The sequence below is a fragment of the Actinacidiphila paucisporea genome, assembly GCF_900142575.1.
Lineage (GTDB): Bacteria > Actinomycetota > Actinomycetes > Streptomycetales > Streptomycetaceae > Actinacidiphila > Actinacidiphila paucisporea.
On the sequence record NZ_FRBI01000009.1, the window covers coordinates 185,507 to 209,112 of the forward strand.

Genomic DNA, 23,606 nt, shown 5'->3' on the forward strand with positions numbered 1-23,606 from the left:
CCGGCGGAACGGCGCCGTGCCTGGTCAGAGGGCGGAGGCTGGGCATACGATACGGCTTTCACCGCGGAGACCGGTCGCAGACCGGCTGTTCCGCGATTCCTGGGGGGGAAATCCGGTGACTGCCTCGTTGCGTGCCCTGCGCGCCCTTTTCCTGCTGGCCGGCTTCTATCTGATGGGCCTCGTACTCCTGGCCGTGGTGCTGGGGATCGACTGGCTGCTGATCCGCGCCGGGGTCGCGGGCGGCTACTACCCGCTCGGGCTGGTGGCCTTCTCCGCGGTGATCATCGCGCCGATCCTGCGCGGGATGTTCCTCTTCCTGACCGCCGGGCTGCACACAGGGGACAATCCGGGGCTGGCCGTCACGGCCGACGAGCAGCCGGAATTGTGGGCCCAGGTCGAGGAGGCGGCGCGCGCGGCGGGAACCTCGGCGCCCTCCCGGCTGATCCTGACCGGCGACGTGAACGCCGCGGTGTCCGAACGCACCCAGTTGCTGGGCCTGCTGCGCGGTCGCCGCACCATGTACCTCGGGCTGCCGCTGCTGGCCGGCGTCACTGTCCCGCAGTTGCGGGCCGTACTGGCTCACGAGTTCGGGCACTACAGCAACCAGGACACGCGGCTGGCCGCGATGACGATGCGCGGCCGGGAGGCGGTGGTGCACACCATCGACGGCTTCCGGGAGGGCCGTACCCAGGCGCACGTCACGATCGGCAACCTGTACGTCGGGTACGGCAGGTTCTTCCTGCGCGTCTCGGAGTCCGTCGGCCGCCGGCAGGAACTCGCGGCGGACGCCGCCGCGGCCCGTACGGTGGGGCGCGACACCACGGCCGCCGCGTTGGCCCGGGTGCCGCTGCTCGACGCGGCGCATGACTACTACGTGCGGACGTACGCGCTGCTCGCCGTGGACGCCGGGGCGCTCCCCCCGGCCGGGCAGGTCTACGGCGGGTTCCCGCTGCTGCTCGCCGCGCGCGGAGCGGACGGGGTGGCCGCGCTGGCCGAGGGGCGGCGGGTGCGCAAGCCGTCGCTGTACGACTCGCACCCGCCGATGGCCGAGCGAGTGGCGCTGGTCGAGGCGCTGCCGGACGACGGCAGGACCGACGACCCGGCGGCGCCCGCCGCGCTGACGCTGCTGCGGGACGCCACCACCGTGACCGCTGCGGCCGAGGCCGCGGTACTCAGGAGCGAGCTCGCCGCGCTGCCCCGGCTGGACTGGCCCGAGCTGGTCATGGCGACCGCGCGGGCGGAGGCCGGCGCGGAGGCCGAGCAGTTGCAGAAGGCGGTGAGCCGGGCGGTGCGCAGCGCGGCCGGGGACGATGTGCCGGGCGCGCCGGGGCTGCCGGACCTGGGCGAGGTGCTCGACGCCGTCGACGCGGGCCTGCTGTGGATGCTGATCGCCGACCGTATGCCCAAGCCCGCGGCGGCCTCCCGGCTGACCGGCGAGTCGGCGCGCAACTTCATCCGCCCGGCGATCAGCGACGGGCTGACCTCGCTGGTGGAGCTGCGGCTGATCGCCGACGGCCGTGCCACGCCGGCGATGTCGTGGTCGGTCGCCCCCCGCCTGGGCCTCCCGCCGGAGTACCGGCGCGACCTGGCCCCGGCTGTGGCGGCGGCCGTCGCCGACACCCCCGACACGGCCCCGTTGCGCGCCCTGCTGGCCACCGACCCGGACCCGGCGCCCGTACCGGCGCCCGCGCCCGCGTGACACCGGCGCGGGGCGGGCGGGCTGCCGGAGGGTGCGACGTGTCACCACATGTCCGCGCGGTGGGCGCATCCAGGAGGGGATGCGTCCACCGCACGGTCGGCGCTACTTCCTCTTGAGGGTGAAGTCCGTGACGACCGCCACTCCCTTCTTGATCTTCACCGTTGCCACGGTCGGCTGGTAGCCGTCCTTGGCGACGATGACCGTCAGCGGGTTGTTGCGGGTGTCCAGCCACAGGGCGTACGTGCCGTCGGCCGCCGTCGTCAGCGTGTACGTCGACGCCCAGCTGTCGACCTGGACGGTGGCTCCGGCCAGCGGCGCGGTGCCGCCGGTCGCGGTGACGCCGTAGACCGTGCCGTTCGTCTTGCCCCAGGTCTTGGGCGGGTTGACGTGCAGGGCGACGGGAATCGCGGACACCGGGTAGGGAGTGTCGCTGCCCGCGGTGATCTGGGCGGTGAAGTCACCGGGCTGGGTGATCTCGGGAACCGAGGCGTCCAGCGTGACGGCGACCGTCGAGCTCGCGCCGGGCTGCAGCGTCAGCTCCTGCGTGCCCTCGCTCAGCCAGCTGACGTCGGCGGAGCCCTCCTGGTCGTACCCGGGGAGCAACTCCACCGCGGCGATCGGCGAGCCGGGTGCGTCGCCGCCACCGACCTTGTAGAAGCCGGCCGCGCCGCCGCCCCGGTAGGTCGGGACGTTGGCGTTCGGCAGTGCGCTCCACGTGCCGGAGGCCGGGTCGAAGGCGTAGCCGCGGTTGGTCAGGGCGTTCTGGCTGATGCCGCTGGACAGCAGCAGCAGGCCGTTGGCGGAGGCGGAGGACGAGGCCCACTGCGGAGCGGGCAGGTCGGCCACCGGCGACCAGCTGTCGCCCGCCGGGTCGTACACGTAGGCGTGCGCGACCTCGGAGTCGCCCGAGAAGCCGCCCGCACAGTACAGCTGACCGTCGATGGCCGCGCAGGACTGCCAGGAGATCGGCTGCGGGTAGGGGGCGATGGCCGTCCAGCTGTCGGTGGCCGGGTCGTAGGCGCTGGCGTCGGTGGTGCCGCAGGCGCTCGCGCCGCAGCCGCCGATCATGTAGAGCTTGCCGTCGAGGACCGCGCTACCCGCTCCCGCGTAGGGCTTGGGCGCCGGGGCGCCGGTGCTCCAGGTATCGCCGGCCGGGTCGTAGACCTCCAGTTTCGGGTCGGGGCTGCCCGACGCGCCCCAGCCGCCGACGGCGTAGAACTTGCCGTCGATGAAGCCGTGCGCCGCGGCCTCCCGGGTGTCGGCCGCCGGGGCCAGCTTCGTCCAGCTGCCGGCGGACGGGTCGAGGACGTAGAGGTCCTTGCTGTCGGCGGAGCCGGTGTAGCCGAAGGCGGAGTAGACCTTGCCGTCGTAGGTGCCTACGGCGTTGTCCATCACGGCGTTCGGGACGTCCGGGGCGGTCTGCCACGCGTCGTCCGACGGCCCCGCGCTGGGCGGTGAAGTGCTGCCGGACGGGTGCGCCTTGCTGGACAGCGGGGAGAACGTGCCCTTGACCGTCCTGAGCGGGGCGCCCTGCTCCTGGACCTGGAAGCCGCCGGAGCGCTCGCTCAGCTTGATCGTGGCGGGAGCGCCACCGGTGTTCTTCACCGTGAGCTGCCGGGTGGCCTTCGCGCCCCAGCCGACGGTGGCGTCGACCGTGCCCGGGGTGACCTTGAGCCGGCCGGCCTTGAGCGTGAAGTCGGCCTCGACGGCGCTGTCCGCGCCCACCTTCACCGTCTTGGCGGTGGTGGTGTAGTGGCTCTTGGCGGCGTTGAAGGCGTGGCTGCCGAAGGTGCTGGAGAACAGGGAGTAGAAGCCGTCGCCGAGGCCGGGGTCGTCGGGCGTGGCGACGGTGGTGGCGCTCTGGGTGGTGTCGTCCTGGCTGGTGACCGTTGCGCCGACCACGCCGTCCGAGGTGTTGGCGTCGGACACGGTGCCCACGACGAGGGCGCCGGGGACCGTGCTCAGTTCGCGGTTGCCGACGAAGACGTTGTCGACGGACCACCACCAGCCGAAGTGCGAGGTGAAGTGGAACCGCACCTGGACGGCCGCCTTGCCGGCGAAGTCGGTGAGCGGCACTTCGAATCTGGCCGGTCCGGTGATTCCCGAGGCGGTGGCCCAGACCTTGGTCCAGGTGGCGCCGCCGTCGGAGGTGGCGTCGACCTCGGCGGTCTGACCGCCGATCGAGGCGTACTCGGTGTTGAAGGCGAGTTCGGGCGCGTTCTTGCCGGTGAAGTCGTAGACCGGGCTCACCAGTTGGGTGTCCTGGCTGGCGGCCCCGCCGAAGTGGTCGCTGTCGGCCACCGCGAACGCGCCGTCGCCGCCCGTCTTGTTGCCGCGCGAACCCGGGTCGTCGAACTCCCAGCCGCCGGTGGTGCCTTCGGCGTTGACGACGCTCCAGCCCTGCGGGGCGGCGTCGGTGGAGTCGAACGTCTCGGTCGTGCCGGCCAGGTGCTGGGTGTAGCCGCGGGCGGTGCCCGCCCAGGTGTCGACGGGCACGGAGAGGTTCAGGCTCGCCGCACTGTCACCGACCGTGACGGTCTTGGTGACGGTCTGGTAGCCGGGATCGTTCGCCGCGACGTGCAGCGTGTAGTCGTGCCCTTGAGGCAGCGACAGGGAGTACGAGCCCGTGGCGGGGTCGGTCCACACCGAGCCGGGGACGCCGTCCGCGGTGATCTTGGCGTAGAGCGGCCAGCCGTGTCCTGAGCCGTCGGTGACCTTGCCGGAGACGGTCCGGCTCGGCACCGAGGTCAGGGTGTAGTCCCTGGTGAGGGTGGAGCCGTCGGCGACTGCCACGGCCCGGTCGGTCGTGGTGGCGTAGCCGAAGGCGTCCACGGTCACGTCGTAGGTGCCGACGGGGACGGAGAGTTCGTAGCTTCCCGCCGCGTCGGTGTGCGCGACGTTGGCGCCGGCGCTGATCGTGGCGCCGGAGATCGGCTTGCCCGTGGCGGAATCGGTCACGGTGCCGGTCAGTTCACCGTGCGGACCGCTGCGGAAGGCGGCCAGGCCGCTGGGCGTGCCCAGGCCGGTCGGTCCGTCGTAGCCGGCGCCGCCGGTGCACAGGTACGCCGGGGAGCACGAGCCGTTGGAGCCCGTGGTGATGTCGTTGACCCCTGAGGAGGCCGCGTACGGGTACGAGTTGGGGTACGAGCCCGCCACCGGCGTTCCCGAGTCGGCGTAGACGCTCGCGATGATCGGCGACGAGACACTCGTGCCGCCGTAGACCGACCAGCCGCCGGCGCCGTAGGTCTGGTAGACCGCGACGCCCTCGGCCACCGCGGAGACGTCGGCGAGCGCGCGGTTGGCGCAGCCGGTGTCCTTCTGGAAGGCGGGCTTGGGCTCGTAGAGGGAGCAGCCCGAGCCGGCGTCGCTCCAGGCCGACTCCGTCCAGCCGCGGGCGGTCCCCGGGTCGCGGGTCAGGGTGGTGCCGCCGACGGCGGTGACGTACTGCGAGGCGGCGGGGTAGCCGACGCCGTAGGCGTAGTCGCCGGTGGAGACGGTCACCGCGACGCCGGGGTGGTTGAAGTAGGCGTCGAAGGCGGTCGTCTCGGAGGGGTCCTCGCCGTTGCCGCCGCGGTAGTCGCTGCCGTAGGAGTTGGAGACGAACTTCGCGCCGAGCGCGACGGCCTCGTCCACCGACGAGCCGAGGTTCTCGAAGCCGTTGTCGTCGGCCTCGACCAGCAGGATGTGCGCGTAGGGCGCGACCGCGGAGACCATGTCCAGGTCGAGCGAGATCTCACCGGCCCAGCCGGGATCGGGGGACGGGTAGCTGCTCCCGCCGCGCTGGTCCACCTTGCTGAAGCAGCCGTTGGCGGTCGTGCAGGCCGGCAGCCCGTACTGCTGGCGGTAGATGGCGAGGTCGGCCTCCGCGTTCGGGTCGTCGAACGCGTCGACGATGGCGACGGTCTGTCCCGCGCCGCCGTCCGTCGGGAGGTTGTAGGCGCTCTGCAGGTCGGGCGCTCCCCAGCCGTTGGGCGTGACGGCGGCCGGGGTGATGCCCTTGACCGGCTTGATGTCGGCGCGGCGCAGGGCGTAGCAGGTGAATTCGTCCTTGCCGGGAGTGGTGCAGGACGGCTCCAGCAGCGGGTGTCCGTCGGTGGCCGCGGCCGGGGACGCGGCGGCGGGCGCCGCGGCTCCGGCCGGAACCTGGACTCCCAGGACGGCCAGTGCGGTGGCACTGGCCACAGCCAGGCCGGCGAAGATCGTCCGCCGGAGAGGTGGTCTGGTTCTCGTCGAAATGCGCAACGTGTGACTCCATGCGTTCTTGCAGGGGTCGACCCGTGTACGGGCTCTGGGGCGACGGTGAATGCGCGTGCAATCACCGGGAGTTATTAGGCGAGTCGTGTTCAAGCCATGTCAACAGCTACTGAGAGTTATGTTACGTGACTCAAAGTGAGGCGCGTGAGCTGAACTGCTCATGAACGGACGGAAGTTGGTGGGGGTTTCTGTGGGAATACGGTGCGAACCGGGCCGCAAATCGGACCCGTTGACGCATCAACAGGTCCCTCGATTCCCACCTGACCCTCTCGGGGCGTGAACACGTCACGGCGGCAAGCCGCCAGGGGACCGCATTGACCCGCGGATCACGCTGGTTGGAACTTTGTGCTGGTCAGTCTGCTTCCGTCGCGCCCCTGCCGCTCTGCATCCATCCCCCCCAGGAACCACCGATCAGCCGTGAGCCTCCGCTGTCGTCACTGTCTGGAGTCCCCTTGCCAGCCCCACGCTTCTCCGCGGGCCGAGCGCGCACACTGCGGCGCATAGCCGCCGCTGCCGCTGCCGTCCTCGCCGTCCTGGCGGTCCTGCTGCCGCAACAGGCACTCGCCGCACCACCGCCGGCCACCGCCACCGGGAAGGCGACCGCAGAACCGGCCTGCGGCACGCCCAAACCCGGCCACTTCACCTGCTTCACCCTCCGGCGCACCGACCGCACCGCCGCGCTCGGTGTGCGGCGCGACGCCGCCGGGGCCGGCCTGGCGCCCGACGGCTACGCGCCCGCGGACCTGCGGTCGGCCTACGACCTGCCGGCCGACGGCGGGGCCGGTGCGACGATCGCGATCGTCGACGCCTACGACAACCCGAACGCCGAGTCCGACCTCGCGGTCTACCGCGCGCAGTACGGCCTGCCCGCCTGCACCGGCGACAACGGCTGCTTCCGCAAGGTCGACGAGCACGGCGGCGCCGCCTACCCCGCAGCCGACGAGGGCTGGGCCGCCGAGATCTCGCTGGACCTGGACATGGTCTCGGCTGTCGCGCCGCAGGCCCACATCCTGCTGGTCGAGGCCGACGCGACCACGTCCGACGACCTCGGCACCGCTGTGAACACGGCCGTGTCCATGGGGGCGAAGTACGTCTCCAACTCCTGGGGCGCGTACGACGACAGCACGGACAACCTGGCCTACGACGAGGCGTACTTCAACCACCCGGGCGTCGCGGTGGTCTTCAGCTCCGGTGACGACGGCTACGGCGTCAGCTACCCGGCGTCGTCGCCCTACGTCACGTCGGTGGGCGGTACGTCGCTGGTCCGCGACGGCAGCGCCCGCGGCTGGGACGAGTCCGTCTGGAACCGGGTGACCTACAACGCCGACGGACCGCACTGGGGCGCCACCGGTTCGGGCTGCTCGGACGTGGAACCCAAGCCGTCCTTCCAGTCCGCGGTCGACTGCGCCGGGCGCTCGGTCGCCGACGTCAGCGCGGTCGCCGACCCGGCCACCGGTGTGGCGGTCTACAACTCGTTCTCCGACAGCGGCTGGAACGTCTACGGCGGCACCTCCGCGTCGGCGCCGATCATCGCCGGTGTGTACGCGCTGGCCGGCACACCGGTCGAGGGCACCTACCCCGCCGCGTACCCCTACCAGCAGCCGGGCGCGCTCAACGACGTGACGCGCGGCGACGACGCCAGCTGCTCCGACGGCTCGTGCGGCTACGGCCCGGTGCCGGACTGCACGCCCGCGTACACCTGCGCCGCGCAGCCCGGCTACGACGGCCCGACCGGCCTCGGCACGCCCGTCGGCACGGCCGCCTTCAAGCCCGGCCCGCACGGCACCGTCAGCGGCGCCGTGACCGACGCCGGCACCGGGGCGGCGCTGCCCGGCGCGACGGTCAGCCTCGGCGACTTCCGGGCGACCACCGACGCCCAGGGCCGCTACAAGCTCGACATCCCGGCGGGCTCCTACCCGTTGAAGGTCTCGGCGTTCGGGTTCGCCGACAAGGACCTCGGCCAGGTGCGCGTCGACGACGGCGCGGCGCTCACCGAGGACATCGGCCTGGTGGCCGTGCCCTCGCAGACGATCTCCGGCACGGTCAAGGACGGCGGGCAGCACGGCTGGGGCCTGTACGCGAAGCTCACCGTGGACGGCGTGCCCGGGACGGTGTTCACCGACCCGGCCACCGGCCGCTACTCGGTGCGGGTCCCGATGAACCGGACCTACACCCTGCACGCGACCTCCCTCTACCCCGGCTACCGGCCGGCCGACGCCACCGTTGCCATGGGCACCGGCCCGGCCACCGTCGACCTCGCCCTGCCGGTCAACACCACCGGCGCACTCCCGCCCGGCTACCGGATGGACTACCGCGGCGGCGGTCTCGAGCCCTTCGCCGCAGCCGCGGCGCCCGGCGGCTGGACGGTCAAGAACAACACCACCGCCGGCGGCTGGCAGTTCGACGACCCGCTGAACCGGGGCAACCAGACCGGCGCGACCGGCCGCTTCGCCGAGGTCGACGACTACGCCCTCGGCTGGGCGCCCGCCGACACGGAACTCATCAGTCCCGCCTACGACTTCAGCGACCAGACCAGGCCCGAGCTGCAGTTCGACACCGCTCTGCCCTCGCTCTACCGGCTGGACGGCCTGACCGCCGACGTCGACGCCAGCACCGACGGCGGTGCCACGTGGACCACGCTGTGGCACCACACCGACGTCATCGGCGGTCCCTCGCACCAGGACGTGCCGCTGGGCGCGTACGCCGGGAAGTCCTCGGTGCGGTTGCGCTTCCACTTCACCGGCTCGCTCACCGGCATCTGGCAGATCGACGACGTCGCCGTGGGCACCCCGACCCTGGTCACCCGGCCCGGCGGGCTGCTCGTGGGCCAGGTGACCGACGCCAACACCGGTGCCGGCGTGCTCGGCGCGACGGTGAGCGGCGTCGCCTCCCCGTCCGAATCCGGCCGCAGCGTGGCGTCGCCGGGCGACCCGGCCGTCGCCGACGGCCTGTACTGGCTGTTCTCCAGCCGGACCGGCAAGCAGCAGTTCACCGCGGGCCTGCCGGGCTTCGGCTACCCGGCGGTCACCGCCAAGGCAGACGTGCGGTCCGGCGCGGTCACCTCGGCCGACTTCGCGCTGCACCCCGCGCAACTGCAATACAGCGTCTCCGCGGTGAGCGCGAACGTGGCCTGGGCGGACAGCAGGACCGTCGATGTCAAGGTGCGCAACACCGGCGGCTCGCCCGCCACCTTCTCGCTCGGTGAGCAGAACCTGGCCGGGCCCAAGGCGGGCGTGGCCGGCCCCGCGGCGCGCAGGACACCCTCCGCGCTGACGCCCGACTCCCTGTTCAAGGCCGCATCGGCGGCTTCCTCCCCGCCCGCCGCGGCCGCGCCGGCCGGCGACGCGCCGGCCGACCAGGCGTGGCAGCCGCTCGCCGACCTGCCCGCGGCCTCCTTCGGCGGCGTCGCCGCCGTGGACCACGGCACGCTCTACGCCGGACTCGGCGAGTCGCCGGGCGGGGTGTGGAGCGGCTCCTTCAGTTCCTACGACGCGGCGACCGGAGGGTGGAAGGCGCTCGCCGCCCCCACGACCAAGCGCTTCGCCCCGGCCTACGGCTTCATCCGCGGCAAGCTGTACGTCACGAGCGGGCGTGACGCGGCGGGCAACCCGATCCCGGGCAGCGAGGTCTACGACCCGGCGACCGACACCTGGTCCCAGACCGCCGACGTACCGACCGCCTACGGCGCCTCGGGATCGGCCGTGGCCGGCGACAAGCTGTATGTCATCGGCGGCTGCGTCCAGGCCAACTGCGGCTTCAACGACGTACAGGTCTACGACCCGGCGACCGACACCTGGTCGGCCGGTGCGCCCTACCCGGAGCCGATCTCCTTCCCGGCGTGCGGCACCGTCGACGGGGTCGTCTACTGCTCGGGAGGGGTCTACCAGCCCGACGGCCAGGCCCCGCAGGACACCGTCCACACCTACGCGCTCGACCCGGCCGGCACGTCCTGGCACCGGGTCGCCGACGCACCCACCGACCTGTGGGGTGCCACCGGCACCGCTGCCGGCGGCAGGCTGCTGGTGGGCGGTGGCGTGCAGGCCCGCGCCGGCGCGCTCACCAACGAGGCCCACGCCTACGATCCGGCCACGGACTCCTGGTCGGCGCTGCCGAACCTGGCCGAGCCGGTGCTCGACGCCCAGTCCGCGCCGGGCTGGTACGTGATCGGCGGGTCGAACGCCTACAGCGTCCCGCAGGCGTCGGTGCAGAAGCTGCCCGGCCACGACCAGCCGCACGCCGACGTGCCGTGGCTCACCCCCTCGGCGTCGAAGCTGACGGTCAAGGGCGGCGGATCGGTCACGGTGCGGCTGACCCTGGACGCCACGGCGATGACCTCGGCGGACGCGGGCACCCACCGGGCCGCTCTGATCGTCGACAGCGACACCCCGTACGGCTCGGTCTCCCTGCCGGTCACCATGACGGTGGTCCCGCCCGCCGGATGGGGCCTGCTGAGCGGCACGGTGACCGGACCGCTCGCCGACGGAACGAGTGCGCCACTGGCCGGCGCGGTGGTCGAGGTCGACTCCAAGAACGGAGACCTCTCCCTCACCACCGGCCGCGACGGCAGCTACGCGGTGTGGCTGCCGGCCAGGAACAACCCGCTCACCGTCATCGTGGCGGCGACCGGCTACCGCCCGGCGACCCGCACCGTGCGCATCGTCAAGGACGGTGCGGTGACAGCGGACTTCGCCCTGCTGCGCCGTTAGCGGTGCCCGGCGGCCGCACCGCACCGCGGTGCGGCCGCCGGCGCACGTCCGCCGGACCGTCCGGCGGACTACGTAAGCCACGGCAGGCGGGGACCGGCCCTGATTCAGCGGTCCGGTCCCCGCCCGCCGGCGCGTGGTTCGCCGCTCGGCGGTTCAGGAAGCCACCAGCCGCGGCTGGCGGCGAGCACCCCCGCCTGGAACCGGCTGGCGGCGCCGAGCCGGGTGAGCAGCGCCTGCACCCTGCGCTGCACCGTGCGGTGACCGATGCCGAGCTGGCGTGCGATGGTCTCGTCCGGCATGCCCATCGCCAGCATCGAGATGATCCGCCGCTCCTCGTCGTTGACGAACTCCTCCTCGCCGACCGGCGCGATGCGCCCCGGCATGTACGGCTGCGCCTGCGCCCACAGCGACTCGAACAGCGAGGACAACGCGTCGAGCAACGCCGAGGGGTGGACCAGGATGCAGGCGTCGAGCACCTGCGGGGTGGCCATCAGCGGGATCAGCGCCGCCTGGTCGTCGGCGATGATCAGCTTCATCGGCGCCTCCGGCACGAAACGCACCTCCTCGCCTGCCGCGATGTCCTCCTCCGCCCGCTCCATCGCGCCGGGGATGTTGAGGCTGTCGCGGGCATGGATGAACCGGCTGCGCACGCCCCGACTGGCGATCATGGCCGCGGAGTTGACCCGCCCGCCGTCGCGGGCCTCGGCGTAGGGCGGCGCGTCGATGCCGCGGATCTCCTTCTCCGCGCGGTTGAACAGCTGCTGTCCGCAACGGGCGACGCCGTCACGGCCGTTGATGACCTGGATCAGCGAGGCCGAGTCGCGGTCCCGGCGCGCGTCGCGGTGCCGCTCGGTCAGAAGCTCGGTCAGGGCGCGCACCCGGTGGATGTCCCGCTCCCTGGCCAGCAGGAGCACCTCGACGGCGTGCCCGGGCGGCAGCGCGGTGTAGCAGGCCGGGCTGCCGGGCAGCCGTGAGACGAGCCCGCCGTCCTCCAGACGGAGCATGGCCGCGGCCACCGCGTCGGGCTCGATGCCGGTGCGGCGGGCCAACTCCTCGATGGGCAGGGGCAGGTTGTCGACGAGGACGAAATACAGCGTTTCGGTTGGCTGATCCAGACCGAGCACTTCCAGCATGGCCACCTCCGACCAAACGGTAGCTCAAGGAGCCCGTTTGGTTGAAGGTGCGACCTTTCAGCATGGTCCCTGGTGGGCGGCGCGCATCCCCGCCTATCGGCGTTCCGCCGCCCTGCCGGGACCGGCGGACGGACGTGGTGTCTGTGGACCCCTGAGGCCGCGGCGCGATAGCCTCGGGCGGTGACGGTGCGGTACTACCTGTACATCAGCGACGCCAAGGTCGACATGCTGCTCGCGCAGATCGACCCCGCCTTCGAACAACGGAGCACCACCGAAGCCGGCATGGGTCTACGGCTGTTCAACATCAAGCGCAGCGTCGAAGCACCGGCGCCCGACCGGACGGCCAAGCTGGAGCGCGTCCTGCGGCACCTGGACGAGAGCGGGCAGACGGGAACGGTGGACGAGCCCGAACCGTACTTCCGCGGCACCCTGCCCATGCAGTGGGGAAAGCTGCCCAGCGCGAGCGGCGGGGCGCTGGTGTACTTCGGCGGCCGTACCGAGCAGACGATCCTCGGCCTCGGCGGAGCCGGCAGCCACGCCATCGGTCCGAGCGCGCCGCAGTCCCAGGACTTCGCGCCGTCATCGGCGCCGACGCTCCTGGCCGGTCTGGCCTCGGCCCTGTCGGCCGACGGTGTCGAGATGCCCGCCGACCGGCCCTCCCTGGCCTGGGTGCACACCGCGGGGCGGCTGCTGCGCGGCCCCCTGCAGACCGTGGAGTTCGTCGCCCGGCGCCTGCTGACCGGCCCCAGCCCGTACCCCGAACTCGACGCCCGCCCGGGCATGCGGGTACTGCTCGGCAGCCCCCTGTACGTCGCCCTCGCCGACTGACGGCGCGGCGACGGTGTCCGCGGTCTGGCAGCCCGGCGAGGTGGTCCTCGATCTGTACGAAGTGCTCGACGAGGTGCGAAGCGGCGGCATGGGGACGGTCCAGCGGGTCCGGCACCTGGGCTGGAACGTGGACCTCGCGGTCAAGACACCCCGGCCCGAGCAGGTCGCCTCCGAGAGCGGCAGGCGCCGGTTCGAGGCCGAGGCGGGCACCTGGGTGGGCCTGGGCCTGCACCCGCACACCGTCAACTGCGCCTACGTCCGCACCGTCGGCGGCGTGCCCCGGGTTTTCGCCGAGTGGGTCGACGGCGGCGACCTCGCCGAGGCGGTGGCCCGCGGCCGGCTCTACGACGGCGGGCCCAGGGCCGCCCTCGCGCGCGTCCTCGACGTCGCCGTCCAGACGGCATGGGGCCTCCAGCACGCCCACGCCACCGGCCTGGTCCACCAGGACGTCAAACCCGCCAACATCATGCTCGAACCCGACGGAGTCGCCAAGGTCACCGACTTCGGGCTGGCCGGGGCACGCACACCGGACGCCGACGGGACGCCCGCGCCCGGCGTCACCTTCCGCGGCAGGACGCGGCCGTACTGCTCACCGGAGCAGGCGCTCGCCGCTGCCGGGCGCCGGGACATCAGGCTGACGCCCGCGACGGACGTGTGGTCGTGGGCGCTGACGGTGCTGGAGATGTTCACCGGCCGCCGGCCGACCGACTACGGCCAGGCCGCCGCCGAGGCACTCGACGGACTGCTGGCCGGCGGCCCGCAGGACCCGCGGGTGCCGCCCCTGCCGCCGGCCGTCGCGGGCCTGCTGCGCCAGTGCTTCATGACCTCCGTCCCGGCGCGGCCGTCCCGGCTGGACGAGGTCGCCGGCGTCATGAGCGAGGTGTACGGCGACGTGGTCGGCACCCCCTACCCGCGGCCGGTCCCCGAGGCGGCCGCGCTGCTGGCGGACGGGCTCTCCAACCAGGCGCTGTCCCTGCTCGACCTCGGGCGCACCGAGGAGGCCGAGGAGCGGTGGCGGGAGGCCATGACGGCGGACCCGCACAGCCTGACCGCCACCTTCAACTTCGGTCTGCACCGGTGGCGCGGCGCGCGGAAGACCGACGCGGAACTCCTCGCCGAACTGACCTCCGCCCGCGAGATCGGCGGCGACGACGCCCTGGGCGCGCGGCTGATCGGTCTGGTCCACCTGGAGCGCGACGACCGCGAACGGGCCGCGGAACTGCTGCGCCCGGCTGCCCCGGGGGAGCCGGAGCCGGCCGAAACCGCGGAGGCGCTGGCGGAGCTGGCACGTGATCCGGGGGCTCGCCCGGTGGTCCTGGCCGGCCACGAGGGAGTCGTGAGCGCCGTGGGGGTGACGGCCGACGGGGGCTTGGTGCTGTCCGGCGACTACGACGGGGTTCTCCGGCTGTGGGAGGTGGGAAGCGGCCGCTGCCTGCGGGAACTGACGTCCGAGGGCTCGCACGTCACGGCGGTCGCGGTGGACGGTCAGGGGCGGATCGGCCTGGTCGGCCGCGAGCAGGGTCCGCCGGAGGCGTGGGACCTCGCCGGCGGCGAGCGGCTGCCCCTGCCGGCGGGCCCGGTCGCCGAGGGCGTCACCATGGTCGCGCTCAGCGCCGACGGGTCGGTCGGCGCCACCGCGCACGCGGACGGCGCCCTGTGGTTCTGGCACCTGGGCACGGGAGGGCTTCTCGGCCCGGTCCCGAGCGGGACGGAACGCATGGCCGCGCTGGAGCTGGGTGACGGCGGCGACATCGCCGCGACCGCCGGCAGCCTGGGAGAGACGACGATCCGCCTGTGGGATGCCGGTGCGGGTGCGTGCCGGGCCGTTCTCACCGAGCCGCGGCAGTCCGAACCGTACCGCTCGGCGTGGGGCGGCTTCGTGCGCAAGGCCGCGGTGGCCCCGGGCGTGCGGTACGCCCTGCAGATATGGCAGGGGCCGATGGTGCTGTGGGAGGTGATGACGGGCCGGGTCGCCACGCAGGTGCCCCACGACGTGACGGACGTCTCGGCGCTCGCGCTGACGCCTGACGGCTCGCTGGCCGTCGTCGGAAGCGGCTCGCCGCTCCGGGCGGTGCAGACGTCGACCGGCCGGTGCCTGCGGACGTTCGACGACGGCATGTCCGTGCACACCTTCCACCTCGCGGTGAGCGGCGACGGCAGCCGTGCCGTGCTGGTCGCCGCCGACGGGCGGATCAGGGTGCAGCCCCTGCCGGTCCCGCGCTACCGCGCGCCGTGGGCGTACGCCCGGCCCCGGGCCGCCGGCGAACTGACCGATCACGCCGGGCGGTTCCGGGCGGCGATGCGCGAGGGCGAGCGGCTCTTCGAAGAAGGCCGCTACGCGCGGTCGGCGGCCTGCCTGCGCACCGCGCGGGCCGTGCCGGGCCACGCCCGCAACCCCGACCTGCTCCACGCGTGGGGCACGCTCGGGCAGCACGGGCGGCGCACGGGACTGCGCGGTGCCTGGCAGACGTTCGACTTCACCGGGCGTCTCGGCAGCCCCTCGGCGATGGCCTTCATCGGGGACACGAGCGTCTTCCTCGCCGGGCTGTTCCCTGACCGGTTCCTGCTGTGCGACGCCGCCAACGCCCGGCAGAACCGCATGATCGCCGCGATGGTCACCGCTGCCGCGGCTCCGCTGATGACCAGCGACGGCGCGGCAGCGATCGTCCCGGGTCAGCTGGAGGCCGCCCTGCTCGATCTGACGGACGACCGGACCGTCATGCTGGAGCGTGACGACATCCGGGCGGTGGCCCTGACCGATGACCGCGCCTGGCTGCTGACCGGCGAGGACAGCGGAATGCTGTGCCTCTGGGACGTCGAGGACGTGCGGCGGCAGCGGCAGTACGCGGATCCGTCCTCCGGCTTCCGAGGCCACCAGGGGCCGGTGGGCGCCGTCGCGATCAGCCCCGACCGCCGGTACGGGGTGTCGAACGCCTTCGCCGGCGCCGCGGAGGACCGGCGGCGGCGCACGGACCTGGACGAGCTCTGCGGCTGGGACCTGGCGTCGGGCCGTTGCCTGTGGCGGCACACCGGGCGCCCGGGCGGCGCGCACCTGCGCTTCGCGCCGGACGGCCGGAGCCTCCTGGAGTACGGCCAGTTCGGCGTGCACGCCTACGACGCCGCGAGCGGCCGCCGGATCTACACGGTGGAGGGCCCGTACAACATCTCGACGCTCCGGATCACCGCGGACGGCCGGCGTGCGGTGATCGCCGGGTTCGGCACGCTGGTCGTCTTCGACCCGGCGACGGGCCGCGTGCTGCGCGAGATGCCCGACCCTGGCCTGGTCAACACCGTCGCCCTCACCTCGGACGGCCGGTTCGCCCTCTCCGGCCTCGCGGACGAGGACGTGCACCTGTGGGACCTGGACCAGGGGCAGCGGCTGCAGGTCCTCGAAGGACACCGGGGCCAGGTCTTCGGCCTCGCCCTCAGCGCCGACGCCCGCCGGCTGCTGGTGGCCGAACTCGACTACGTGCGCTGCCTGGAACTCGAATGGGACTACGAGTGGTGACATGCCGTCCTCCGTCACCCTGACCCTGCACGGCGCGCCGGCGGCCGCTCCGTATGTCTTCGGCGACCGCACGACATGCCTGGTCGGCCGGGCTCGCGAATGCGGTATCCGGCTGGCCCGAACGGAGAAGAGAGCCTCACGGCACCACTGCATGCTCGACGTCAATCCACCCAAGGTGCGGGTGCGGGACCTCGGCAGCCGCAACGGCACGTACGTCAACGGCGAGCGGCTGGCGCCCGGTCCGGCCGGGCGGGACCTGGCCGACGGTGACGAGATCGGCGTCGGCGGCGCGGTGCTGCGGGTCTCCGTCCGGGCGGTGGAAGCCGCGGCCGCGTCCACCGGGGCACGAGACCCCGTCGACGCCGCGCACGCCCTCATGGCCGCGGCTGAGGCCGGGGAACCGGACGCCGCCGGGATCCGCGGCTACCGCCTCCTCCAGGAACTCGGCCGCGGCGGACAGGGCGTCGTCCATCTCGCCCGGGACGAGCGGACCGGGGAACTGCTCGCCCTCAAGACCCTGCTGGCTCACGGCGCCGTCGACCCCGCCGCCCGCGACGGCTTCCTGCGGGAGTTCGCCTGTACGCGCGCCCTGCGCCATCCCAACGTCGTCGCCTTCCACGCCGGCGGCGCGCACGGCAGCACCTTCTACTTCACCTGCGAATACTGCCGTCTGGGCAGCGTCGCCGACCTCGCCGCCCGAGCCGGCGGCAGGTTGAGCGTCGACCGGGCAGTGGCCGTGACCCTCCAGACGCTCCGCGGACTGCACTACGCGCACACCGCGGAGGTGCCCGTACAGCTGGCCGACGGGACCTCAGCGGTGCACCGGGGACTGGTGCACCGCGACATCAAACCGCAGAACCTCCTCCTCACCGGCTCCGGGAGCCGAGCGACCGTCAAAATCGCCGACTTCGGCCTGTCCAAGGCATTCGACAGCGCCGGCCTGTCGGGCCACACCCTCACCGGCGCCATGGGCGGCACCCTGGCCTTCATGCCGCGCGGCCAGGTCATCGACTTCAAGTACGCACGTCCCGAGGTCGATCTGTGGGCCACGACCGCCACCCTGTACTGGATGCTCACCGGTTCGCCGCCGCGCGACTTCCCCGCCGGAGCCGATGCGGTCGACGTCGTCCTGCACGAGCCACCCGTACCCGTACGGGACCGGCTCCCCACACTTCCGCGCCGGCTCGCCGCGGTCATCGACACCGCGCTCATCGACAAGCCCCGCGTCGCTCCCACGACGGCGGCCGACCTGGCACACGCCATCCGTCAGGCACTCTGACCGGCCGCCGCACCCCTCACCGCGCCAGCCGGGTCACGGGTGCCGGTGCGTCGTCCGCCCCACCGGCGGAGGGCGACGGCCGACGGCTGGAGCGGGACGGGCCGCCGAACCGCCGAGACATGTACGGTGTGGGGCGATGGACGAGGACGTGCGGCCCTGGGACGTGGCGGCGCCGCTGGTACGGGCCGCGCAGCGCGGGGACGCCTTCGCCATGGACGACCTGCTGAAGCTGGTGACGCCGTACGTCACCCGGCTGTGCACCCCGATCGCCCCGGCCGACACCGCGGACGCCGTGCAGGAATCGCTTGTCGCGGTGTTCAGGGGGTTGCGCGGGCTGCGGGACCCGCAGGCGGTCTACGGGTGGGTGCGCGCGGTCACCGTACGGGAGGCCGTCCGGGTGGCGCGGCGTACCGCTGGCGAGACGCCCGCCGCCCCCGAGGAGATCGCCCGGCTGCAGGACCTGCTGCCCGGCGTAGGCGGCGGTGAACTGAGCGCAGAAGTGCGGGACTTGCTCGTCCGACTGCCCGTCCAGCACCGGACCGTTCTGGTCCTGCGGGAATTGGAGGGCCTCGACGAGCGTACGACGGCCGAACTGCTCGGCGTGCCCGAGGGCACCGTGAAGTCCCGCCTCAACAGAGCCCGTTCCTCCTTCCGGAAGGCGTGGACACGGTGAACGCACCCGACCCGGTCGCCCGGCTGCGCGTATTGGCCGCGGGGCTGCGCGCGCCCTTGTACGCCGAGGCCACACTCGGTCTGCCTTTCGACCAGGTGTGGGCGGTCATCGCCGACCTGGAGGGCGAGTTGCCTCACCTGGTCTCCTTCGTGCGGGAGTTCAGGGTTCCGCCCGGCGACAGCGAGCACAAAACAGCGCAGGCCGTGGACGTGCTCGGATTGCGCGGGCCGTTCGACGTGCGGCTGAGCCCCGGCTGGTGCCTCATGCAGTCCCGTCTGGTGACGATGGGAGTGGCCGCCGCACCGGACGGTCCCGGGACCCGGCTCGCCGTCTGCGGCGCGGCACGCCCCGCAGCACTCGGCCCCGTGCAGCGCGTGTACCGCCGCCTCCTCGGGGGACGCCGCACGCGTGCCTTCTTCCGCGAGGTGGAGCGCCGCGCCGCCCTGCGCTGACCCCTCAGCCGGCCCCGGCGATGAGCTCCCGCAAGGCCTCGGCCACCAACTCCGGCCGCTCCTCGTGCAGATGGTGCCCCGCACCCGGCACCACCCGCACGGTCAGGCCGTCCGCTTCGGGAGCGCCGCCACGCAGCAGGGCCGGGGGGATCACCGGGTCCAACGCACCGCCCAGGACCAGCGTCGGGACGGCCGGCCGGCGACGGCGGTGGACGCCCCGGAAGCCCGCCGGGATGTCCCGCACGACGTACTGCCAGAACATCGCCTGCCCGGCATGGGCCGAGGCCTGCGCCGCCTCGGTGAACTCCGCGAGATCCGCCTCCCGCCACACCGCCCGGTCGGCGACGGCGCGACGCAGCAGATACCGCGTGAAGGCCGGCCAGTGCCGCAGGACCAGCCGTCCGACCACCGGGTACTCGACGAAGGCGGTGAACCACATCCGCCACAGATGCGGTAGGACGTCACGGTGCCGCGTCCACGGATGCGCCATGTTCAGCGCCAGAAAGGCACGGAAGCGCTCCGGGGCCCGCTGGCAGAGCCGGAATCCCACCCCGGCGCCCCAGTTGTGCCCGACCAGGGTCACCCGGTCGAGGCCGAGTTCGTCCAGGAGCGCTATGACGTCGTCGCCGAGCCCGTCCGTGTCGTAACCGCGCCCGGTCTGCTCCGACCAGCCGAAACCGCGCAGATCGACGCAGATCAGCCGGTGGTCGCCGGCGAGCAGCGGGACGAGGGCCCGCCACGCGTACCAGTGCTGTGGGAAGCCGTGCAGCAGCACGACGGGCTCGCCGCTGCCGGACTCGGCGAGATGCAGCCGGGCCCCCCGGACGGTCACCCACCGGTGCACGACCCCGTCCAACGGTGGCATGGGGCGATCGGTGTTGGTCATGAGGAACCCTTCGGCCGGATGCGAGAGTGGCGTTCACCCCGCCAGGAGGAGCACGGTCCGGCAAAGGTTCCCTCGCGGCCGGCGCGGCCGGCGCGGCCGGCGCGGCCGGCGCGGCCGGCGCGGGCGTCGCACGGGGAGACGGGCGTGCTGCCGGCGGTGTCGACGGTTCACCCGAGGTCGGGCCTGCGCGGGCGGGTTGCCGGGCGGCCGGCAGTCCGCGATCATCGGGCCATGGAGAGTAAAGCGGGAGATATCCCGGGGATGCCGGGAGACCCTGCCACGTGCAGCAGTTGCGGAAGTGCCGGGCTGGAACCCGGCTTCATCGAGGACTCCGGTGAAGGTTCGCGCGGTTACGCCCGCTGGATCGCCGGCCCCCTGCAGCGGGGCGTCTTCGGCGGGGCGCGGCGCATGGGCAAGCCACGCTGGCAGATCGAGGCCTTCCACTGCCCGGCGTGCGGGCACCTGGACCTGTACGCGCGTACGCGGGTGTAGGGGCGGCCACCCAGCGCCGGCGGGTGACGGTGGGGAGTAGCGGCCTCGCTGTGGAGGCCGCCACCCCCCGAACGGCGTCAGCCGAGGGTGAAGCGCTGTGCGGTGGTGTTGTTGCAGTCCCAGATCTGGAGGATGTCGCCGGACTGCTGCCGGTTGTCCTTGTCGTCCAGGCAGCGGCCGGACTGGGGGTTGTACAAGGTGCCGTCCGCGCGGCTTGTCCAGGTCTGGGCGCCGGTGCCGTTGCAGTCCCACAGCTGGGTGGGGGTGCCGTTGGCGGTGGCACCGGCCGCTACGTCCAGGCACTTGCCGAGCACGTGCAGGGTCTGGTCCCCGGGTGCGGAGAAGCGCTGGGCGTCGGTTGCGTTGCAGCCGGCGAGTTGCGCGGGTGTGCCGGTGGCCGGGTCGGCGTTGCTGATGTCGGCGCACAGCCCGGCGGGTCCGGTCAGCGCAGCCGGCGGCAGCTTCCACACCTGTCCGGCCGAGGCGTTGCAGTCGTAGATCTGGAGTTGTACCGCGCCGGGTGCGGTGGTGCCGCCGGGTACGTCGAGGCAGCGGCCCGAGGCGGTGTTGACCAGGGCCCCGGTCGTCCGGTGGGTCCAGGTCTGGGACGAGGCTCCGGTGCATCCGGCCAGGCTGACCTGCGCGTTGTTGCCTGTGGCGCCGCCAGTGACGGCCACGCACTTGCCGAGCACGCGCAGGGTGCCGTCGGCGGGGCGGGCGAACGTCTGGGCGGCGGTGTGGTTGCAGCCCCATAGCTGGAGGGTGGTGCCGTCGGCGGTGTTGCCGCCGTTGACGTCCAGGCACTGCCCGCCGGCGCCGATCACCTCGCCGACGGTGGGGTTGGCGGTGGCGCTGCCGGTCAGGGCGACGGTATGGGCCGTGCCGAGGGACAGCGCCGCGGTGGTGACGGTGACGGTGCGGCGGTTGGTGTTCCACGACCAGTCGGTCTCGGGTACCTGGACGCCGTCGACGGAGACGGCGGTGGGTGCCGCGGAGTTCGACAGCCGCAGCGTGTAGGCCCGGGAAGTGGGTGCGCCGCTGTAGCCGCCGCTCTGGGCGCCGATGGTCAAGGCGCGGGCGGCATCGTTCCAGGACAGCGGCGCCGAGGTCGACTGACCGCTGCGGTAACCGGCGCCCTCGCCGGCGTCGGAGTAGAGCGCGAAGGCGCCGTCGGCGCCGGCGGCGACGTTTACGGTGAGCTTGGTGAGGGGGCTCTGGGCCTGGTTGTCGACGTAGTCCGTGCGGGTGGGCAGGATCCCGCCGGCCTTGATCAGTACCGGCATCTGGGAGAGCGGGTCGGTGATGGTCACGGTGGCCGGGCCGGTGTAGGTGCGGCCGGTGAAGTAGTCGGTCCAGCTGCCCGGCGGCACCCACACCGAGGCCGATCCGTTGCCGCTCGCGTCGTTCGGCGAGGTGATGGGCGCGACGAGAACGTTGTCGCCGTACAGGTACTCGCCGGTGGCGGTGTAGGCGGCGTCCTGCGCCGGGTAGTCCAGGTACATCGGCCGCACGATCGGGACGCCGGTGGCGTTCGCCTGCTGGGCCAGAGTGTAGGTGTAGGGCACCAGGGCCTCGCGCAGCCGCAGCGAGGACTCGGCGCTGGCCGCGGCGGCGCCGGTGTAGTTCCACGGCAGCCGGTCGCCGTGGTCGGAGTGCAGCCGGTCGACCGGCTGGAAGGTGCCGAACTGCAGCCAGCGGGCGTACAGGTCGTCGGCGAGGTGGCCGCCGTGGAAGCTGCCGATGTCGTGGCTGACGTTGCTCAGTCCGGCGGCGGCCTCGTCGGCGGTGAAGCGGGTCTCGTACGCGAGCATGTCCCAGGTGGCCGGGGTGTCGCCGGTGAACTGGAGGCTGTTGCGGCGCTCGGACCAGGGGCCGACGGGGTAGTTGCCGGCGTAGCCGTTGGGCGTGGAGGCGCCAATGCGGGCGAAGGAGAAGCCGCGCAGCCCTCTGGCGGCCGCGTCGTCGGCGTACGCCTGGTTGATCAGGTTGTCCGCGGCGATGTGCGGGTCGGAGGCGCTGGAGGAGTCGCAGCAGGCGTCCAGCCACCACTCGCGGGTGCCCTGCTGCTCGAAGGGTTGGTGCAGGGAGAGGTAGGCGGCGAGCTGCCTGGGGTTGGACCAGTCGAACTTGTAGGTGGTTCCGCCGTCCAGGGCCAAGCCGCCGGCGGCGCTGTTGGTGGCCGCGAACTTGGGGTCGTTCTGGTCGATCGTCGGGTGGATGTTCATCGCCACCGACAGGCTCTGCTGCTTGGTCCAGTTGAGGAAGCTCTGCGGGTCGGGGAACTGTCCGGTGTTCCAGTTCCAGCCGTTCCAGCTGCTCGGCGCCTTCCAGTCGGTGTCCACCACCAGCCAGTCGATCGGCGTGTTGGTGCTGCGGAACTTCGGCAGCAGGGTGTTCTCGTAGTCGGCGGCCGAGTAGGCGTAGTAGCGCGAGTACCAGACCCCGTACGCGGACTGCGGCAGCAGGTTCGTGCCGCCGGTCAGCGCGTTGAGGTCGGACAGGCCCTGCTTGTAGTCCTGTCCGTAGCCGAAGAAGTAGCCGTCCTGGTACGGCTGGGAGCCGTGCGAGGGCCGGTCGGTCACGCTGTGGTCGGCGCTGAGCAGCGCGGTGCGGGTGTCGTCCAGCAGGTACCAGCCGTCGCGGTCCAGGATTCCGGGGTGCTCGGCGACGGGCAGGGCCGCCGGGTTGTCCAGGGACCGGTACCAGCCGCCGAGGACGCTGGTCGGCCCGGCGCCGTAACCGGTGGTGGTGAGCGCGGTCGACGCGGCCGGATAGGTCGTGGTGGCGACCGGGGTGACGGCCAGCGAGTCGATGTTGACGCGGCCGGTGTCGGTGGCCTTCTGCACCAGCGACAGCGCGTCGGTGCCCGCGGCGAGACTGACCGTGGCGGACAGGGTGGACCAGGAGTCCCACGACGAGGTCGCCGGGAAGCTCAATGCTGGGCCGCTCGCGCCGTTGACCGTGCTGGACAGGGTCGCCGTGCTGCCGCCGCCGTTGGAGTAGCGCACCTGGAGCCGGTAGTTGCCGCTGGAGGGGACGGCCGAGACGTCCTGTGCGAGCCCGGCGCCGGTCTGCTCGAAGCCGGCGACGAAACCCGACCCGCTGTGCCCGCTGTGGTCGTAAGCGACAGCGGCCCGGCCGGTGAACAGGTCGTTCTCCGCCTCGCAGGCGGTGCCCACGGCGCAGTACGAGGGGAAGGCCGGCTTGGCATTCACCCCGGTGCCGGTCAGCGTGACAGCCAGGTTCGACGCGGTGAACGGCCCGCTGCCCTGCCGATAGCGCAGCGTCAAGCCGCTGGTCTTGATCTCCCGGTAGCCGTCGGACGTCACATCCGTGGTGTAAGCGGGTGTGGGGAAGGCCCGGTTGACGGCGTTGAACGTGGTGCCGTCCTGGAAGATGCCGTCGCCGGCGTACTCCAGTCGCACCAGAGTCGGGCTGAGCACCTCGAAACGCGCGTTGCCGTCGAGGACGGTGGTGGTCGCGGCTTGGGCGGCCGGGGCGGCGGCCACACCGGTCACGGCGGCGGACAGCAGCAGGAGACCGCCCACGGCGGAGAGCAGGCGCCGCAGGGGGAGTAAGCGGTGGGGGGACATGCACGACCTTCCCTTGACAACGTTATCAACAGGACGGTTCACGCCTGCGAAGGCAATCTCGGCGAGCGCTCTCCAGACCGTAGGTACGCGGTAAAACCCCGTC

The 23,606-nt window shown here is 72.9% G+C and carries 12 protein-coding genes; 8 read left to right on the forward strand and 4 right to left on the reverse strand.

The window, feature by feature from the left end:
* Positions 1–115 precede the first annotated feature (115 nt).
* On the forward strand, positions 116–1,699 hold the full coding sequence (locus BUE44_RS16165; RefSeq protein ID WP_073498790.1) for a M48 family metallopeptidase: 1,584 nt from the start codon (positions 116–118) through the stop codon (positions 1,697–1,699).
* A gap of 102 nt (positions 1,700–1,801) precedes the next feature.
* Here the strand turns inward: BUE44_RS16165 and BUE44_RS16170 are convergent, their stop codons facing one another.
* Positions 1,802–5,863, reverse strand: coding sequence for a carboxypeptidase regulatory-like domain-containing protein (locus tag BUE44_RS16170; RefSeq protein WP_073499015.1), 4,062 nt, complete (start codon positions 5,861–5,863; stop codon positions 1,802–1,804).
* A gap of 542 nt (positions 5,864–6,405) precedes the next feature.
* Here BUE44_RS16170 and BUE44_RS16175 point away from each other — a divergent pair.
* Complete coding sequence (locus tag BUE44_RS16175) at positions 6,406–10,659, forward strand: carboxypeptidase regulatory-like domain-containing protein (RefSeq protein ID WP_235002187.1); 4,254 nt, start codon at positions 6,406–6,408, stop codon at positions 10,657–10,659.
* A gap of 104 nt (positions 10,660–10,763) precedes the next feature.
* On the opposite strand, the gene BUE44_RS16180 is transcribed toward BUE44_RS16175, so the two are convergent.
* Positions 10,764–11,792, reverse strand: a complete 1,029-nt coding sequence (locus tag BUE44_RS16180; protein ID WP_073498792.1) for a helix-turn-helix transcriptional regulator — start codon at positions 11,790–11,792, stop codon at positions 10,764–10,766.
* A gap of 180 nt (positions 11,793–11,972) precedes the next feature.
* Here BUE44_RS16180 and BUE44_RS16185 point away from each other — a divergent pair, with 180 nt between their 5' ends.
* The 5 genes from BUE44_RS16185 to BUE44_RS16205 all read left to right on the forward strand — a co-directional run bounded on the left by BUE44_RS16185 (position 11,973) and on the right by BUE44_RS16205 (position 18,532).
* Entirely contained in the window at positions 11,973–12,620 is a 648-nt protein-coding gene (locus BUE44_RS16185; RefSeq protein ID WP_073498795.1) for a DUF7019 family protein, read from the forward strand.
* A gap of 13 nt (positions 12,621–12,633) precedes the next feature.
* Complete coding sequence (locus tag BUE44_RS16190; RefSeq protein ID WP_073498797.1) at positions 12,634–16,128, forward strand: WD40 repeat domain-containing serine/threonine protein kinase; 3,495 nt, start codon at positions 12,634–12,636, stop codon at positions 16,126–16,128.
* A 1-nt stretch (position 16,129) separates the two neighbouring features.
* Positions 16,130–17,407: a protein kinase domain-containing protein gene (locus tag BUE44_RS16195; RefSeq protein ID WP_073498799.1), complete on the forward strand. Its 1,278-nt coding sequence runs from the start codon at positions 16,130–16,132 to the stop codon at positions 17,405–17,407.
* Between the two features lie 136 nt (positions 17,408–17,543).
* Positions 17,544–18,080 (forward strand): RNA polymerase sigma factor, encoded by a 537-nt coding sequence (locus BUE44_RS16200; protein WP_073498801.1) that lies wholly within the window; start codon positions 17,544–17,546, stop codon positions 18,078–18,080.
* Positions 18,077–18,532, forward strand: a complete 456-nt coding sequence (locus tag BUE44_RS16205) for a hypothetical protein (RefSeq protein ID WP_143172514.1) — start codon at positions 18,077–18,079, stop codon at positions 18,530–18,532. The genes BUE44_RS16200 and BUE44_RS16205 overlap by 4 nt, the downstream gene beginning before the upstream one ends.
* Before the next feature lie 4 nt (positions 18,533–18,536).
* On the opposite strand, the gene BUE44_RS16210 is transcribed toward BUE44_RS16205, so the two are convergent.
* Positions 18,537–19,418: an alpha/beta fold hydrolase gene (locus BUE44_RS16210; protein WP_073498805.1), complete on the reverse strand. Its 882-nt coding sequence runs from the start codon at positions 19,416–19,418 to the stop codon at positions 18,537–18,539.
* A 261-nt stretch (positions 19,419–19,679) separates the two neighbouring features.
* Here BUE44_RS16210 and BUE44_RS16215 point away from each other — a divergent pair, with 261 nt between their 5' ends.
* Positions 19,680–19,910, forward strand: coding sequence for a hypothetical protein (locus BUE44_RS16215; protein ID WP_073498807.1), 231 nt, complete (start codon positions 19,680–19,682; stop codon positions 19,908–19,910).
* 77 nt (positions 19,911–19,987) lie between these two features.
* On the opposite strand, the gene BUE44_RS16220 is transcribed toward BUE44_RS16215, so the two are convergent.
* Positions 19,988–23,503: a ricin-type beta-trefoil lectin domain protein gene (locus tag BUE44_RS16220; RefSeq protein ID WP_079189791.1), complete on the reverse strand. Its 3,516-nt coding sequence runs from the start codon at positions 23,501–23,503 to the stop codon at positions 19,988–19,990.
* Between the last annotated feature and the right edge of the window lie 103 nt (positions 23,504–23,606).